Consider the following 17274-nt stretch of genomic DNA (forward strand, 5'->3'; position numbering starts at 1 on the left):
AAGCTTCACCCATCTTTGATTCACACCACGGAGCATTCGCCATGCGCTGGTCGTTTTTTGCCCTTGCTGGCCTGATGAGCTTGTCGGCCGCTGCGCCCCAAGCCCTCGCCGCAGAAGACTATGCGGTGCTGATCATTTCCAGGGAACGCCTGGAAGTGCCGACCAACTGCGAAATCGGCCTGTACCTGAATGACCAGCTGGCAGGCCGGCTGTTCCAGGAACAGGCCACTTCGTTCAACCTGCCGGCGGGAAACCTGTCCTTGCGCCTGAAGCTGCTGCCGGGCCAATCCCCTGGCTGCCTGCCGGGGATGCTGGCGCCGCCGGCGCAGAACATTACGCTCAAGGCCGGGGATGTACGCAAACTGCGTATTGCCCAAGGCTCGGATGGCATGTATCTCAAGCCCGCCGCATTGGAATATTAAAGGCGCTTGACCTTCCCCACAGGTCAAGGTTGATCCTAGGGGCAACTTCTCTTGGAGGACTGCCCCATGAATGGATCCACCACCTTTGACCTGCCCATCAGCGGCATGACCTGCGCCAGCTGTGCCGGCCGGGTCGAGCGTGCACTGGGCAAGGTGCCGGGGGTGCAAAGCGTCAGCGTCAACCTGGCCAACGAACGCGCCCACGTTGAAGTGCTCGGCCAGATGGACCCGGGCGTGCTGATCGCCGCCGTCGACAAAGCCGGCTACACCGCCACCCTCCCCCAGAGCGAAAAGGCCACCGACGCGAATCAAGCCCAGCGCCTGCAACGCGAGCGTTGGTCGCTGCTGCTGGCGATCCTGCTGGCATTGCCGCTGGTGCTGCCGATGCTGGTGGAGCCGTTCGGCCTGCACTGGATGCTGCCCGCCTGGGCACAGTTTGCCCTGGCAACCCCCGTGCAATTCATCTTCGGCGCACGCTTCTATATTGCCGCCTGGAAAGCCGTGCGTGCCGGTGCCGGCAACATGGACCTGCTGGTGGCCATCGGCACCAGTGCCGGTTACGGCCTGAGTATTTATGAATGGCTCACCGCGCACCCCGGCATGGCACCGCACCTGTACTTCGAAGCCTCCGCGGTCGTGATCGCCCTGGTGCTGCTGGGTAAATACCTGGAGAGCCGCGCCAAGCGCCAGACCGCCAGCGCTATCCGCGCCCTGGAAGCCCTGCGTCCGGAGCGGGCGGTTCGGGTGATTGAAGGCCGTGAAGAAGATGTCGCCATCAATGCCCTGAAACTCAATGATCTCGTGCTGGTAAAGCCCGGCGAACGCTTCCCGGTAGACGGTGAAGTGGTCGAAGGACAAAGCCATGCGGACGAAGCCTTGATCAGCGGCGAAAGCCTGCCCGTCCCCAAACAACCCGGCGATAACGTCACCGGCGGCGCCATCAATGGCGAAGGCCGCCTGCTGGTACGCACCCTGGCCCTCGGCGCTGAGAGCGTGTTGGCGCGGATCATCCGCCTGGTTGAAGACGCCCAGGCCGCCAAGGCCCCGATCCAGAAACTGGTGGATAAAGTCAGCCAGGTGTTCGTCCCAGCCGTGTTGGTGCTGGCATTGGTGACATTGGCGGGCTGGTGGCTGTATGGCGCGCCCCTCGAGACCGCGATCATCAATGCCGTCGCCGTGCTGGTGATCGCCTGCCCTTGCGCCCTGGGCCTTGCTACACCCACCGCGATCATGGCCGGTACAGGCGTTGCCGCGCGCCACGGCATCCTGATCAAAGACGCCGAAGCCCTGGAACGCGCCCATGAAGTGAGCGCCGTGGTCTTCGACAAGACCGGCACCCTCACCTCCGGCGCGCCGAAGATCGCCCACCTGACGGCAGTGGATGGCAACGAGGCCTTGTTGCTGCAACAGGCCGGGGCGTTGCAACGCGGCAGCGAACACCCGTTGGCAAAGGCCGTGTTGGATGCCTGCAACGAACAAGGTCTGGCAGTGGCCGACGTGACGGCCAGCCAATCCCTGACCGGGCGCGGCATTGCCGGCACGCTGGATGGCCGGCAATTGGCCTTGGGCAATCGTCGCCTGCTGGAAGAAAGCGGCTTGAGCGCAGGCAATCTGGCCGACTCCGCCAAGGCTTGGGAGGCAGAAGGCCGCACCTTGTCCTGGCTGATCGAGCAAGGCGCACAACCCCGAGTGCTTGGGCTGTTCGCGTTTGGCGATACCCTCAAACCCGGTGCGCTGGAAGCGGTGCAGCAACTCAAGGCCCAGCGCATCAGCAGCCACCTGCTTACCGGTGACAATCGCGGCAGTGCCCGCGTGGTGGGCGAGGCGTTGGGTATCGAAGACGTGCACGCCGAAGTATTGCCCGCCGACAAAGCCGCCACTGTTACAGAGCTGAAAAAGACCGGCGTGGTGGCCATGGTCGGTGACGGCATCAACGATGCCCCGGCCCTGGCCGCTGCCGACATCGGCATCGCCATGGGCGGCGGCACCGACGTGGCCATGCACGCCGCCGGTATCACCCTGATGCGCGGCGATCCGCGCCTGGTGCCGGCCGCGCTGGAGATCAGCCGCAAGACCTACGCAAAGATCCGCCAAAACCTGTTCTGGGCCTTTGTGTATAACCTGATCGGCATCCCCCTGGCGGCGTTCGGCCTGCTCAACCCGGTGCTGGCCGGCGCGGCGATGGCCTTGTCCAGCGTCAGCGTGGTGAGCAATGCGTTACTGTTGAAGACTTGGAAACCGGAGCACCTGGAGGATCAACGCCCATGAACATCGGCCAAGCCGCACGCCAGAGTGGGTTGAGTGCCAAGATGATTCGTTACTACGAATCCATCGGCCTGCTCAAAGCCGCCCATCGCACCGACAGTGGCTACCGCGTATACGGCCAGGATGACTTGCACACCCTGGCGTTTATCAAGCGCTCGCGGGATCTGGGGTTTTCATTGGAAGAGGTGGGCAAGCTGCTGACCCTGTGGCAGGACCGGCAAAGGGCCAGCGCCGATGTGAAGGCCTTGGCGCGCCAGCATATCGAGGAGCTGAACCAGAAGATTCTGGAACTGGGGCAACTGCGCGATACCTTGCAGGACCTGGTGGAGCACTGCCAGGGCGATCATCGGCCGGATTGTCCGATTCTCAAGGAGTTGGCGTCCGGTAGCTGCTGCGCCTGATGGAATCTATCTGAATACCTGCGAACCCAATGTGGGAGCGGGCGTGCTCGCGAAGGCGGTGGATCAGTCAGCACACGTATCGACTGACACTCCGCTTTCGCGAGCACGCCCGCTCCCGCATTTTTGCGCTTCATCTACCCAAAGATCATTGCATCCAAGGCGGTGGCGGTTCTTCCGCCTTCTTGCTCTGTGGCGCTTCATCCTCCGCCCGAATCGCCTGGCGACGCTCTTCATCCAGCCGCGCCGCTTCGATTTCACGAATCACACCGCCGACATCCGCCAGCTCTTCGGGCTCATCGAACTCGCCGGTCAATACACTGGCCGGGTGCAGGGTCCCGGCTTCGTACAGCGCCCACATTTCCTTGGCGTACTTGGTCTTCTTCAACTCCGGAGCAAAGCGCCCGAAGTAGGAAGCCATGTTGCCCACATCCCGTTCCAGCATGCTGAAAGCGTGGTTATTACCCGCAGCATCTACCGCCTGGGGCAGGTCGATAATCACCGGACCGGTTGGCGTGAGCAGCACGTTGAACTCGGACAGGTCACCGTGCACCAGACCGGTACACAGCATCAGCACGATCTGGGAAATCAGGAAGGCGTGGTATTCGCGCGCCTGGTCCGGCTCCAGTACCACGTCGTTCAGACGCGGTGCCGCATCGCCGTACTCGTCGGCCACCAATTCCATCAGCAATACGCCTTCGAGGAAGTCGAACGGCTGGGGCACGCGAACGCCCGCACCGGCCAGGCGGAACAACGCCGCGACTTCGGCGTTCTGCCAGGCATCTTCAGTTTCTTTCTTGCCGAACTTGGACCCCTTGGCCATGGCCCGGGCCTGCCGGCTGTTACGGACCTTACGGCCCTCCTGGTATTCGGACGCTTGACGAAAACTTCGTTTGTTCGCCTCCTTGTAAACCTTGGCGCAACGCAATTCGTTGCCGCAGCGCACCACATAAACAGCTGCTTCTTTACCACTCATGAGTGGGCGCAGCACTTCGTCGACCAGACCGTCTTCGATCAGGGGTTCAATGCGTTTAGGAGTCTTCATCAGCTTTTATTGTGGGTCCTTTATTACCAAATACGCGTATGGCACTCGTTATACGGCAATCAGCTCGCCGGTGGGAGGGGCTACCGACCGTTGATCACTTAAGAATGCATCCAATATGCCAGTTTCAGCGCTCAATAATCGCCGTCACCCCTTGCCCGCCCGCTGCACAGATGGAAATCAGCCCTCGGCCCTTGCCTGCCGCGTCGAGCAACTTGGCCAGATTGGCGACGATACGTCCACCTGTGGCGGCAAATGGGTGCCCGGCGGCCAGGGAGCTGCCTTTCACATTGAGTCGACTACGGTCGATGGCGCCCAGGGGCGCGTCAAGTCCCAGACGCGTCTTGCAATAGTCCGCATCTTCCCAGGCCTTGAGCGTGCACAACACTTGGGCAGCGAACGCTTCGTGGATTTCGTAGTAATCGAAGTCCTGCAGCGTCAGACCATTCCTCGCCAGTAAGCGCGGTACCGCGTACACCGGCGCCATCAGCAAGCCTTCGGCGCCGTTGACGAAGTCCACTGCCGCCGCTTCGCCATCGCGCAGATACGCCAGGATCGGCAAACCACGCTCCTGGGCCCAGGCCTCACTGCCCAGCAGTACCAGCGAGGCGCCATCGGTGAGCGGCGTGGAGTTGCCGGCAGTGAGCGTGCCCTTGTCGCTGCGTTCGAAGGCAGGCTTGAGGGCGGCGAGTTTTTCCAGGGTCAGGTCGGGCCGCAGGTTGTTGTCGCGGGTCAGGCCCAGAAACGGGGTGAGCAAATCGTTGTGCCAGCCTTCGGCGTAGGCGGCGGCCATTTTCTGGTGGCTTTCCAGCGCCAGTTGGTCCTGCTCGGCACGGGGAATCTGCCAGGTCTGTGCCATCAATTCACAGTGCTGGCCCATGGACAAGCCGGTGCGGGGTTCGCCGTTGCGCGGCAGCTCCGGCTTCAGATGCTGGGGACGAAGTTGTAACAGGACTTTTAATTTGTCTGCCATGGATTTGCTGCGGTTGGCTTGCAGCAGGATCTTGCGCAGGCCTTCATTCACACCGATGGGTGCGTCGGAGGTGGTGTCCACTCCACCCGCAATCCCGCACTCGATCTGGCCCAGGGCGATTTTATTGGCCACCAGCAACGCCGCTTCCAGCCCCGTGCCACACGCCTGTTGAATGTCGTAGGCCGGGGTCTGCGGCGACAGGCGCGAGCCGAGCACGCATTCGCGGGTCAGGTTGAAGTCACGGGAATGCTTGAGCACCGCGCCGGCAGCCACCTCGCCCATGCGCAGGCCGTGCAGGTTGTAGCGTTCGATCAGGCCTTCCAGGGCAGCTGTCAGCATCGCCTGGTTGCTCGCCGTGGCATAGGGGCCGTTGGAGCGGGCGAAAGGAATGCGATTACCGCCAATGATCGCTACACGGCGCAATTGAGTCATGGAAAGCTCCCTGATGGTTGTGGGTGGAATCACCAAGCCTAGCCTAGGCTCAATCGAACGACTGCCACCCTGGGGTGGTCAACCCTTTGAACCCCAGCCTTCGGAGAGCGTTCCATGTCTGACCGTTATATCGACTTCGCCAACTCAAGCCTCGGCCATCGCCTGGTCGCCGCCATTGGCCTGCCGTCACCGGTACGCCTGGAACGCTGGCAAGCCGGGCGCCTGCGTCCGGTGGAAGGTGCGCTGCTGCTGGGCGGCGGTGCGCTGGTGAGCCATGTGCAGGCATTTGCCAACAGACTCACCGACGCCATTTACACGTACGGCAGCGAGACGTCGACGTGGATTCCCGGCCACGGCCCCAAGCTGAAAGCCGTGGTGTTCGACGCCAGCCATTTGCAACACACAGACCAACTTAAACAACTGCGTGAGTTCTTCCAGCCGCTGCTGAAAAATCTCGATAACAGCGCCCATCTGGTGATCCTCGGTCGCGCGCCGGAAACCCTCAGCGACCCGTTTGCCGCTAGCGCCCAGCGCGCTCTTGAAGGTTTCAGCCGCTCGCTGGCCAAGGAACTGCGCAATGGCGGCGTGTTGCAATTGCTCTACGTCGGCGACGGTGCCGAAGACCAACTGGAAGGCGCGCTGCGCTTTTTTCTCTCGCCGAAAAGTGCGTATATCTCCGGCCAAGTGATTCGCCTGCAAGCGTGCGCCACTCCGGTTGAGGATTGGACGCGGCCACTGGCCGGGCGCAAGGCACTGGTCACCGGCGCCGCCCGTGGCATTGGCGCGTCCATCGCTGAAACGCTGGCCCGCGACGGTGCCGAAGTGATCCTGCTCGACGTGCCCCAGGCCAAGGCCGACCTCGAAGCCCTGGCCGCGCGCCTGGGTGCACGCACCGTCGCGCTGGATATCTGTGCTGAAGACGCTCCCAGCCAATTGATCGAACAGTTGCCCGATGGCCTCGACATTCTGGTGCACAACGCCGGGATTACCCGTGACAAAACCTTGGCCAACATGACGCCGGAATACTGGGACGCGGTGCTGGCGGTCAACCTCAATGCGCCACAGGTGCTGACCAAGGCGCTGCTCGACAGCGGCACCCTGCATGACAACGCCCGCGTGGTGTTGCTGGCGTCGATCAGCGGCATCGCCGGCAACCGTGGGCAGACCAATTACGCCGCGAGCAAGGCCGGGTTGATCGGCCTCGCACAAGCGTGGGCACCGTTGCTCAAGGAACGCGGTATCAGTATCAACGCCGTGGCCCCCGGTTTTATCGAAACCCAGATGACCGCGCATATCCCCTTCGCGTTGCGTGAGGCCGGGCGGCGCATGAGTTCGTTGGGCCAGGGCGGCCTGCCGCAAGACGTCGCAGAGGCCGTGGCCTGGCTGGGCCAACCGGGTTCCGGAGCGGTCAGCGGGCAAGCGTTGCGGGTGTGTGGGCAAAGCCTCTTGGGAGCATAAGCATGCAATGGAAGACGCTAGGCACTACTCCCTTTTTGCCGCCGCTGTATTGGCGCGCAGCGCTCAAACGCAAGATCACCGGCAGCACGTTGCCCGAACAGGGATTGCGCTGTCGGGTGAGCATCAATCCCAAGCACGTGGCGGCGTATCGCAAGGTCTGCGGTTTTTCCGACAGCCCGGTCTTGCCGGCGACGTATCCCCATATCATGGCGTTCGGATTGCAGATGCAGTTGCTGACGGACAAAAACTTTCCGTTCCCACTGCTGGGGTTGATTCACCTGAGTAACCGCATCCGCATTCATCGCCCGCTGGGTGGGGTGAGCGAATTGTCCGTCGGTGTCCACACGCAGAACCTCAAGCCCCACCCCAAGGGCGCGACCTTTGATCTGATCACCACCGTCGAGGACTCACTCGGCCTGCTATGGGAAGCCGAAAGCCGCATGTTGTGCCGCGGCGTAAAACTGCAAGGTGAACCCGAGGATGACGCCCAGCCCGCCCCCACTCAGGTCAGCGAACTGACCCGCTGGAAGGCCCCCGCCGATATTGGCCGCCGTTATGCCCGGGTCTCCGGCGACTACAACCCCATCCACCTCAGCGCCTTGACCGCCAAGCTGTTCGGTTTTCCCCAAGCCATCGCCCACGGGCTGTGGAACAAGGCGCACACCCTCGCCGCCCTTGGCGAACACTTGCCCGCCGCCAATATCGAGATCAGCGTTGAGTTCAAAAAACCCGTGCGCCTGCCCGGAGAAGTAACGTTATTGGCCAGTGCCGCCGGGTCCAGCGGCGAGTTGTGGTTAAAAGGCGCGGGCGGTATTGAACATATGGTTGGCAACTGGCAACCGATCGCCTGAAATAAACTGATTAATTGTATATATACACCCTAAGTACTAGCGGACTTTTTTAAGTCCGCTTTTTTATTTAACTTATTGTTTTTTAATAAATAAATACCTTGATACATCCTCCCCTTACACCCTTGGCATTAGTCGCTTAGCCGATACACTGCTGCGGTATATAAATCGTTAATACCAAGTAGAGCATTGAGAGGAGGCACCGCCGGGGCTGTTATAGCCACACGGACAAACACATCACGACCTCGAGAAGCAGTGAGTGTTTGAAGACAACCAAGGTTGTACAGGTGCAAGGAACTCAATCATGAAAACTCAAGTAGTGTTTTGGAAAGCAAGTACCGCGCTGGCCCTGGCAGTAGCACTGGCACTCGGCGGCTGCAGCAGCGGTGGTGGTGGGCATAAATCCAGCGTGGCATCGTCCTCACCGGATGCGGGTGCGGGAACGGGTGGTGGCACCGGTGGCGGTGATGGTGGAACCGGTGGTGGCACTGGTGGCGGTACTGGCGGAGGCACAGATGGTGGTACTGGCGGAGGCACTGGTGGCGGTACCGGCGGTGGCACTGGTGGCGGTACCGGTGGCGGTACTGGCGGAGGTACTGGTGGCGGCACAGGCGGTGGCACAGGCTCGACAACCACTCCCCTGGTGACTGGCCAGATTGTCGGCACTCTGGGCGGTACTGTCGGTAATGTGGGTGCTGCGGTTGGCGACCTTGGCGACACTTTGAACAACGTTCCCATCGTCGGCACCACCGCTGGCGGTCTCGTCACCGCTACCGGCGACGCCGTCACCAGCATTGGTACCGGCGTGACTGCCGGCCTGGGCTCCCTGGGCACCAACAGCAACTCCCTCGGCATCACCGTGGCGGGCGTCGGTAACGGCGTTGCCGACCTGGGTGACGGCCTTTCGACCACCGGCAAATCCCTGTCGACCACACTGGGCGGTATTCCAGTGGTGGGCGGCTTGACCGGCGGTGTCGGCGGTGCTGCCGGCGGCCTGGTCGACAAGGTAGGTCAGACCGTCACCATGCTGGGCGATACATTGAGCACCGCCAGCACCACCGGACCGCTGGGTTCTCTCACTAACACGGTCGGCGGCAAAGTGTTGGTGCCCGTGGTCTCGCTGGTGGAAAACACCACCGGCAACCTCGGCAAGGCCACCGGCCTTGGCAACCCGGTCAATGGCCTGCTGGATAAAGTCGGCTCGACGGTGACCGGCCTGGGTGGCCAGGTCGCCAGCGCGGGCGGCACCGGCAATCCGGTTACCAACATCGTAGGTGGCGCATTGACCGGCGTCGGTGGCGTGCTCGACAAATCCGGCGGCTATGTTGCCCCAGCGGGCGGCGGCGCGAAATCCGGCCTGCCCGAGTTGGTGGGCGGCCTGATCGCCAACGTCGGTAACGGTCTGAATGTCGGCAACACTAATGGCACTGTCAGTGCCGCCGGTGTAACCGGTGGCGCCCTCGGCGGCACTGTTGCCTCCCTGGGCACGGTCATCGGTGGCAATGGCATCAGCAACACGGCAGCCACATCGCCCGTTGCCGGCTTGGCCACTCAGGTCGGTGCGGCCCTCAACCCAGTGACCTCCGGCGTCGCCAGCCTGACGCAAAATATCGGAACCACCACGGGCATCGGCGCGCCGGTCAACGGCCTGGTGACACAAGTGGGCGGCGCCGTCAGCGGTATCGGTGCCAACCTGACAGCCGCCAACGCCAACCCGATCACCAATGCCCTCGGAGGCACCGTCAGTGCGGTGGGCAGCACCGTAGGCTCGGTCGGTGGGTTGGTCACAGGCGGCACCGGCACCAGTGGAGGCCTGCTTGGCGGCCTGAACGTAGGCGCCAACGCCTCGGCGGGTGGCAGTGCAAACACCAACACCGGCAGTGGGCTGGGCGGCTTACTGAACGGCCTGACCGGCAAAAAATAGAATTGCACCTGGCCGATTAGACGGCCTCCCCTACAGCGCCTACGCTTGGTTGAGACGAGAGACCCCAATAAGTCTCTCGTCTTTTTTATGGGGCTGGAATCATGCCCTCCCGAACCGAGTCCCAGAACCCGGCGGGCCCGAAACGCTGCTGCAGTTGACCATGGAGTGTCCTATGCGCGTGTTGACGCCGATGTTAGTGCTTACCCTCAGTGCCTACGCACAGGCCGAGACCCTTCCCAACTTCCTCAACAGCAACGACACCATTCGCAACTTGCCAGTGCCCAACCTTCCCGCCGACGCCTATCGACCGGTCACGCCGCAAACCCAGGTGCCCGAAGCTCCGCCCACTCAGGGCCAGCCGCTGTTGATGGACACCAAGGTCACGATTCGCAAGCTGCAGATCGAGGGTGGCACCGTCTACCCGCTCGCCGAGACCGCCAAGGCCTACGAACCGTTGATTGGCCATGAGACCAACCTGGCGCAACTGATCGAAGCCACCCGTGGCATTACACGTCGCTACCAGCAAGACGGTTATCTGTTGTCCTACGCATTCTTGCCCCAGCAAGACTTCGAAAATGGCCTGGTGCGCGTGGTGCTGGTGGAAGGCTATATCAAGGACTACCAGCAAAGTGGCGATATCGGCTCGGTCTCGGCTTACGTCGACAAACTGGCCAATAAACTCCTGGCCGAACGCCCACTGACTCGCAAAACCTTCGAGCGCTACACCACGCTCATGGGCCGTATCCCCGGTGTCACCCTGCAAGCGCAAGTACCGCCGCCAGGCACTACCGACGGTGGCACACGCATGCAGATCACCGCCAGCCGCAAGCCCTTCACCAGCAGCATGAGCATGACCGATGACAACCGCGGTGGCCTGCAGGCCTTGCTCACTGGCACAAGCAACTCCCAAACCTCAATGGGCGAGCAGCTCAATATCAGCGGGCTGTTCCCACCTGGCGAAGATAAAGAGCACTACTACCGCGTGGGCTACAGCCAGTTCATCAATGCCGAAGGCACCCAGTTGGCGCTCGCCGCCGAACGCTACCGCGCCGACCCCAACGCCAACCTGCAACTGGACGGCGGCTTCGAGCTAAAGCCGCACCAGTCCATCGATCGCTACTCCATCGGCCTCAGCCACCCGCTGGTAGCCTCTCCGACTGAGTCGCTGACCCTCGGTACGCGCCTCTACGCAGTGGACCAGACCACACGCTACAAACTCGTGGGTTACCCCCAACGTTTCGACATCGAAACCAACCTGCGTGCCCTGGCGTTCGAAGGTGACTGGCGCAAATCCGACACCCGCCAACTGCGTATCCTCAGCGCCGGCCTGTATCAGGGAATAAATGGCCTGGGCGCCAGGACCCACAGTGATTTTGAAGGGCTCAAGCCCGACCTGGACTTTTTCCGCCTGCGCCTGTCCGGCGTACAAAGCGACAAGTTCTTCGATAACTGGCAAGGCGTACTGTCGGGCGCGTTTTACTGGAGCAATGACACCCTGCCCGACAGCGAACGCGCCACGTTCGGCGGGCAGAACTTCGGTCGTGGCTACCCTGACGATCAAGGCTCCGGTGACAAGGGTTGGGGGGTGGCTTATGAGTTCAACTACAGCTACAACCGCGCCGGCGACTGGGTGAGGATCCTGCAGCCCTATGTCGTGTTCGACCGCGCCAAGAGCTGGTTCAACGATCTGCCAGTCAAGAGCAACGATATGTCATCGGCTGCCGTAGGGCTGCGCTTCGGGGACAACAAGTACTACAACATCGCCCTGGAAGCGGCCAAGCCGATGTCGGATATCGCGCTGGACAGCTTCAACCGGCGGCCACGGTACACGTTGAGCTTCAGTTATCAGCTCTGATCCCGCCCTGTAGGCGCCGGCCTGGCGCCTACAGCCTGGATTTCGGCAGGGGAAACAGGTTGTTCAGCGTATCAATCAACCGCACCAGGTAGATCGGCTTGCGAAACAAGTCCAGCACCTGCAAGCGCAGCATATCGCTCACGTCATCCATCTCGGCATGACCGGACATCACAATCACTGGCAGGTGAGAACGTGAGGTGTGCTCACGCAGGCGTTTGATCAAGGAGATGCCGCTTTCTTCGGGCATACGCAGGTCGGTGATGACCAGGGCAATATCGGGGTGGAGTGTCAATTCTTGCAGGGCGAAGGTGACGGAGGTGGCGGTAAAACAGACAAACCCCTCATTTTCAAGGGACTCGGCAAGTTCGATCAGGGCGTCCTCTTCGTCGTCCACCAAAAGAATTTGCTGGCGGTTAGGCGAAGAGGCGCTCATGGCTGTACCTGAACAGAAAGAACTTTGATAGGCAGTTTCCACATGTACAAAGGGGCGTTCACGTCGTCATTTTAGTCGCGACGCTATCGAAGATAGACTTGATCTTATCTCCAAGCCCTGTACCGGCCCCCACGATCACCAGTGCAACCATTGCCACGATAATCGCGTACTCAATACCCGACGCGCCATCTTTACGTTGAAAAAAGAGTTGGGTCTGGACATACATCTTCAACATCAGCTCAAGGAACATGAGACTTCTCCCTAAAACGCCTTTAAAAGCCGGAACGGCTCTAGTACCAGATGATCGCGGCGTGCCGTTAGAGCATTGTCAACAAACCTCGGGCTCACAACTGTAAGAACGGATTAATCACAAAGTATTAGTCGCAAAGTTGACGCAATGACCCCGGCCTTTAAACGGTTGCGCTTCCAGTTCAGATAATTTTTTTCCGGGTTAATGGCATTTTGTCCTAGCTGAGCTACCTTCAAATAGCCAAATCGTTAGATGTTCATTACAGCCAGGTTGCGGATTAACCCGATTGGATTAAACGGGCATGCAGTGCAACGGGGAAAGGGAGAGCCGTCATGAACAGTCGCATCAGCATGGTCCTGGCCGGCTTGTTGCTGATTGGGGCATTGATCGCCGGGTACTGGGGGCTTGTATTGAGCCGCGCACCGGAGCCCGTCGCCGCCCCCGTTGCACCTGTCGTTTCCGTGGATAACACCGTCGCTGCCGTTGAAGACCAGACCCGCCAACCGGTGGTGGTGCTGGTGCACGAAGTGTCCGCCTTTACGCCACTGACCGCCGCTGACCTGGCCATAGAAAAACTGCGTACCGTACCCGCCGGCAGCCTGTCCCAGCTTGACCAAGCCATCGGTCGTATCCCCCTTCGCACCTTGGGGGCGGGCACTTGGCTCACCGAAGAAAGCTTCAGCAGCGGCGGTCCGCTCGCTCGCATGATTCGCCCGAACGAGCGGGCACTGGCCGTGGCGGTGGATGAGGTGAGCGGCGCCGGAGGCCAATTGACCCCCGGGGACTACGTGGATGTATTGCTGTTCCTGCGCCAGGATGCCAGCAACGCCGAACAGTCAGCTCAGATCGTCCTTCCAGCGATGCGCCTGCTCAGCGTTGGCGACCAGTTGGGCCTGGCCAGCGATGGCACCCCCGCGGTGCCACCGCCGGCCACGGTCGAAGAACGCGCCCAGGCAGCACAACGTCGGGCCGCCGCGCGCACCGTGGTGCTGGCGGTGCCGGAGCCGCTATTGAGCCGCCTGATGCTCGCCGCCCAAGCAGGCACGTTGCGCCTGGCCGTACGCAGCGCCGAGGAGCAACTGCTCAGCCGCTACTGGGCCGGCGAAAGCGACGCATCACAAAGGCTGGAAAGCGCCAACCGCGACCTCTACCAATTCACGCAACTGGCCCTGACCGGGCCGCCCAAGCGAGTCACGTCCGCCGCAAGTGAGCCTGGCGTTCGGCGTGGCATTGAAGTCATTCGCGGTGCCCAGGCGGCTCCCCTCACCCCGTAATCGAACAAGGATGCCTTGAATGAGCCAGCGCTACGCACCCGTGTTCACGCAAATGGCCTGGGCCTTCCTGCTGTCGAGCCTGCCGCTCGGCGTGGCCTTGGCGGCGCCAGGCAATTGCAGCGCCCTGGGTCAGTTGCCTGCCGTGGTCGAGGTAGGAGAAGGTCTGCAACAAGAGCTGCAATCGCCCGTGGCCATCACCCGGCTGGCCATCGGCGACCCGAAAATCGCCGATGTGCGCGTGAATGGCGACCGTAATTTCCTGCTGACCGGCGTCTCGTCCGGCGCCACCAGCCTGTTGGTGTGGACCGCCTGCGCCCGTTCACCGCGCCAGAGCATGGTGTTCGTCAAGGGCAAGGCCACCTCGGCGCTGACCAGCCTGTCGCTGTCGCCGTCGGAAGACCCTCTGCTGCCCAGCCAGGTGCAAACCGATATTCGCTTTGTCGAGGTCAGCCGTACCAAGCTCAAGGAAGCCAGCACCCGACTTTTGGGCTCAGGCGCAAACTTTTTCTTCGGCAGCCCCAACCTGCTGTCCCCTTCGGAAGGCGTTTTCAAGCTGCCGGTAAACACTGAAGGCTTCAACGTCGGTTTCGGTGGCGGTCGGGTCAAAGCCATGATCAACGCGCTGGAGCGCAGTGGTTTCGCCTATACCCTGGCACGTCCCAGCCTGGTGGCCATGAGCGGCCAGAGTGCTTCCTTCCTGGCTGGCGGCGAGGTGCCGATCCCGGTGCCCAGCGCAGGCAGCGACACGATCTCCATCGAATACAAGGAGTTCGGCATTCGCCTGACGCTGACGCCGACAGTGATTGACCGCAACCGCATCTCCCTCAAGGTCGCACCCGAAGTCAGCGAGCTGGACTACAGCAACGCCGTGCAGATCCAAGGCATCCAGGTGCCGGCCCTGACGGTGCGCCGTACCGACACCAGCGTGTCCCTGGCCGATGGTGAAAGCTTTGTGATCAGCGGCCTGATCAGCAGCAACAACCGCTCCACCATCAACAAGTTTCCAGGGCTGGGCGATATCCCGATCCTCGGGGCGTTTTTCCGCGACTCCAATATCAGCCGCGAAGAAAAAGAGCTGTTGATGATCGTCACACCGCACCTGGTACAGCCATTGGCCGCCAACGCCCAACTGCCGTCCTTGCCCGGCGAAAAACTGCGCAGCTACGACCCGAACTGGTACCGGTTGTTTTTCCTGGAAAACGGCAATTTCGACCGCCGTAGTGGACTTTCCCAATGAGCGATAGCCTGAGCCAGACCTTTCTCGCCATCACCCGCAACACCACTGACCTGGAGTGGCTGCAGGGCGCCCTGGCGCCCCTTGGCCAGGTCGTGAGCGCCGGTACCGGCAGCCTGGACGAATTGCTCGCGCTGGTCGACGTCACCTTCGCCAACCTGGTATTCGTGGGCCTGGACCGTGAGAACCTCGTGACCCAGAGCGCACTGATCGAAGGTGCCCTGGAGGCCAAGCCGATGCTCGCCGTGGTTGCCCTGGGCGATGGCATGGATAACCAGCTGGTCCTGAACGCCATGCGCGCCGGCGCCCGCGACTTCGTGGCCTACGGCTCACGTTCAAGCGAAGTGGCCGGCCTGGTGCGACGCCTAAGCAAGCGCTTGCCAGCCGTCGCCCACAGCGCGCAACTGGGCGGCCTGACCGTGCTGTTTGGCACCCAGAGCAATGCCGACGGAGCGATGCTGGCGACGCACCTGGCCTTGGTGGTGCAGAAAAGCGGGCAGCAAACGTTGCTGCTCGACCTGGGCCTGCCACGCAGTGACAGCCTGGCGCTGCTCGGCCTGGAAAGCACGTTCAATTTCGGCGACGCGCTGAGGCATTTGCGCCGCCTCGATTCCACCTTGATCAACAGCGCCTTCACCACAGCGCTGGACGGCTTGCGCATCCTGGCGTACGCCACCGGTGATGAACCGCTCAAACTGACCAGCGCCGCCGAATTGTTCATGCTGCTCAGCGCACTGCGCCAACATTTCCAGCATATCGTCGTGAACATTACCGGGCAGCCCGACAGCGAAGCGTTGCGCACCTTTGTCAGCCACTGCGACAAACTGCTGTGGTGCACCGACCAGAGCGTACTGGACTGCCGGCGCAACCTCGCAGTGCTCAATCGCTGGCGCGAAAAAGGCATGAAGCTTGATCATGCCAAACTGGTAGTAGACCGCTACATCAAAGCCTGCGCACCGGACATCGAAGCCCTGGAAAAAAGCTTCGGTCTTGCGTGCATCGCCGTACTGCCCCTGAGCGCGGAATTGCGCCTTAATGTGAAAAACCAGGGCCAGCCCCTGTTTGCCCTGGCCCCACGCGAACCCTTGACCCAAGCCGTGCGCACGTTGGGTGAGCTCCTGGCTAAACGTTCTGAGGGGCTTGCAAAACCGTCAATGCGTTGGTTTGAACGCCTCCTGGGATCAGGACAATGAACGGCGAAAAATTATTTGGCGGCCCCGCCCGCAGCACAAGCGGCAGCACCGATAACGACGGCCTCAAACTGGTGTTGCATCGCTACATCATTGACGCCATCGAGGAGTCGGGCAAGAACCTGCTCGAAGGCACTCGCCAATCCCTGGCGCAATTTGTCATCGACAAGGTCTCCGAGTACATCACACGCATGCGCCTGGCGATTTCGCGCTATGAGATGGAACGCCTGGCCGAAGAAATCGTCGATGAACTCACCGGTTTCGGCCCGCTTGAGGTGTTGCTGCGTGACCCGTCGGTGACCGAGATCCTGGTCAACGGCCCACACCGGGTGTTTATCGAACGTGACGGCCTGCTGCACCAGAGTGACTTGCGTTTCATTGACGATCATCACGTCGAACGCGTGATGCAGCGCATCCTCGCACCGCTGGGCCGACGCCTGGACGAGTCCTCGCCGATGGTGGATGCGCGCTTGCCCGACGGCAGCCGGGTCAATGCGATCATCCCGCCGATTGCCCTGGATGGGCCCTGCCTGTCGATTCGAAAATTCCGCAAGGACATGCTCAAAAGCACCGACCTGGTCGCCATGCAAACCATCGATCAGAGCATCTTCGAGTTCTTCCAGGAGGCCGTGGGCAAGCGCTGCAATATCCTGATCAGCGGCGGCACCGGCACCGGCAAGACCACGTTGCTGAACATTCTCAGTCAGTTGATCAACCCCCACGAACGCCTGGTGACCATCGAAGACGTGGCCGAACTGCAGTTGGGTCATCCCCATGTAGTTCGCCTGGAGACCCGCCCGCCGAATGCCGAAGGCCACGGTGAGGTACGTTCCAGCGACCTGATCCGCAACGCCCTGCGGATGCGCCCCGATCGCATCATCCTGGGCGAGATCCGCGGTGTGGAGGTGCTCGATGTAATGACCGCAATGAACACCGGCCACGACGGTTCCATGAGCACCGTGCACGCCAACAATGCCCAGGATGCGTTGCTGCGCCTGGAAACCCTGGTGGGGCTGACTGGCCGGGTGATTGCGGAGAAAACCCTGCGCCAGATGATCTGCGCCGCGCTGGACGTGATCATCCAACTGACACGCATGCCCGATGGCCGTCGCTGTGTGAGCGAGGTGGTCGAAGTCGTGGGCGTGCGCGATGACGTGTATGTCACCAATACCCTGTTCCGCCTCGACCGGCGCACCGGCTTCGGTTTCCTGCGCGAAGCCCTCAACCCGGCCGGCGACAAACTGCGCCGCGAATCGACCTTGCAGTCATAGGGAGC

General features: G+C 61.6%; 15 protein-coding genes. 11 read left to right on the forward strand and 4 right to left on the reverse strand.

The features are described from left to right. Positions 1-41: 41 nt before the first annotated feature. The 3 genes from BMZ57_RS23660 (at position 42) to cueR (ending at position 3088) form a co-directional block, all read left to right on the forward strand. On the forward strand, positions 42-422 hold the full coding sequence (locus BMZ57_RS23660) for a hypothetical protein (protein ID WP_010213428.1): 381 nt from the start codon (positions 42-44) through the stop codon (positions 420-422). A 66-nt stretch (positions 423-488) separates the two neighbouring features. Next, complete coding sequence (locus BMZ57_RS23665) at positions 489-2690, forward strand: heavy metal translocating P-type ATPase (RefSeq protein WP_069672784.1); 2202 nt, start codon at positions 489-491, stop codon at positions 2688-2690. Then, positions 2687-3088 carry a Cu(I)-responsive transcriptional regulator gene (gene cueR / locus BMZ57_RS23670; protein ID WP_010213432.1) on the forward strand — a complete coding sequence of 134 codons (402 nt, stop codon included), beginning with the start codon at positions 2687-2689 and terminating at the stop codon, positions 3086-3088. Before BMZ57_RS23665 ends, cueR begins: the two co-directional genes overlap by 4 nt. 145 nt (positions 3089-3233) lie before the next feature. Here cueR and BMZ57_RS23675 read toward each other — a convergent pair whose 3' ends face one another. Together BMZ57_RS23675 and BMZ57_RS23680 are read right to left on the reverse strand one after the other, a co-directional pair. Continuing rightward, positions 3234-4130, reverse strand: a complete 897-nt coding sequence (locus BMZ57_RS23675) for a PA4780 family RIO1-like protein kinase (protein WP_021493196.1) — start codon at positions 4128-4130, stop codon at positions 3234-3236. A 124-nt stretch (positions 4131-4254) separates the two neighbouring features. Continuing rightward, positions 4255-5532: an acetyl-CoA C-acetyltransferase gene (locus BMZ57_RS23680; protein WP_038452649.1), complete on the reverse strand. Its 1278-nt coding sequence runs from the start codon at positions 5530-5532 to the stop codon at positions 4255-4257. 114 nt (positions 5533-5646) lie between these two features. Here BMZ57_RS23680 and BMZ57_RS23685 point away from each other — a divergent pair, with 114 nt between their 5' ends. From BMZ57_RS23685 to BMZ57_RS23700, 4 genes are all read left to right on the forward strand, one after another. Next, positions 5647-6990 carry a 3-oxoacyl-ACP reductase gene (locus BMZ57_RS23685; RefSeq protein ID WP_010213435.1) on the forward strand — a complete coding sequence of 448 codons (1344 nt, stop codon included), beginning with the start codon at positions 5647-5649 and terminating at the stop codon, positions 6988-6990. 2 nt (positions 6991-6992) lie between these two features. Then, positions 6993-7841 (forward strand): MaoC family dehydratase, encoded by an 849-nt coding sequence (locus BMZ57_RS23690; protein WP_021493199.1) that lies wholly within the window; start codon positions 6993-6995, stop codon positions 7839-7841. A 301-nt stretch (positions 7842-8142) separates the two neighbouring features. Then, entirely contained in the window at positions 8143-9762 is a 1620-nt protein-coding gene (locus BMZ57_RS23695) for a collagen-like triple helix repeat-containing protein (RefSeq protein WP_074900649.1), read from the forward strand. A 172-nt stretch (positions 9763-9934) separates the two neighbouring features. Further along, a complete protein-coding gene (locus tag BMZ57_RS23700) occupies positions 9935-11617 on the forward strand; it encodes a ShlB/FhaC/HecB family hemolysin secretion/activation protein (RefSeq protein WP_010213441.1) in 1683 nt (560 codons plus the stop codon). 28 nt (positions 11618-11645) lie between these two features. Here the strand turns inward: BMZ57_RS23700 and BMZ57_RS23705 are convergent, their stop codons facing one another. Together BMZ57_RS23705 and BMZ57_RS23710 are read right to left on the reverse strand one after the other, a co-directional pair. Beyond that, the gene (locus tag BMZ57_RS23705; protein ID WP_010213443.1) at positions 11646-12050 is read right to left on the reverse strand and encodes a response regulator; all 405 of its coding nucleotides are present in this window, start codon (positions 12048-12050) and stop codon (positions 11646-11648) included. 58 nt (positions 12051-12108) lie between these two features. Further along, positions 12109-12300, reverse strand: coding sequence for a Flp family type IVb pilin (locus tag BMZ57_RS23710; RefSeq protein WP_010213444.1), 192 nt, complete (start codon positions 12298-12300; stop codon positions 12109-12111). 332 nt (positions 12301-12632) lie between these two features. Here BMZ57_RS23710 and cpaB point away from each other — a divergent pair, with 332 nt between their 5' ends. The 4 genes from cpaB to BMZ57_RS23730 are packed head-to-tail and all read left to right on the forward strand — an operon-like array spanning position 12633 to position 17269. After that, the gene (cpaB, locus tag BMZ57_RS23715; protein WP_069672786.1) at positions 12633-13574 is read left to right on the forward strand and encodes a Flp pilus assembly protein CpaB; all 942 of its coding nucleotides are present in this window, start codon (positions 12633-12635) and stop codon (positions 13572-13574) included. Positions 13575-13593: 19 nt separating this feature from the next. Beyond that, complete coding sequence (locus BMZ57_RS23720; protein WP_047544000.1) at positions 13594-14811, forward strand: type II and III secretion system protein family protein; 1218 nt, start codon at positions 13594-13596, stop codon at positions 14809-14811. After that, positions 14808-16001, forward strand: a complete 1194-nt coding sequence (locus tag BMZ57_RS23725; RefSeq protein WP_069672787.1) for a CpaE/TadZ family protein — start codon at positions 14808-14810, stop codon at positions 15999-16001. The genes BMZ57_RS23720 and BMZ57_RS23725 overlap by 4 nt, the downstream gene beginning before the upstream one ends. Beyond that, positions 15998-17269: a TadA family conjugal transfer-associated ATPase gene (locus tag BMZ57_RS23730; RefSeq protein WP_021493204.1), complete on the forward strand. Its 1272-nt coding sequence runs from the start codon at positions 15998-16000 to the stop codon at positions 17267-17269. The genes BMZ57_RS23725 and BMZ57_RS23730 overlap by 4 nt, the downstream gene beginning before the upstream one ends. The last annotated feature ends 5 nt before the right edge of the window (positions 17270-17274 follow it).

It is taken from the genome of Pseudomonas simiae, from assembly GCF_900111895.1.
GTDB lineage: Bacteria > Pseudomonadota > Gammaproteobacteria > Pseudomonadales > Pseudomonadaceae > Aquipseudomonas > Aquipseudomonas simiae.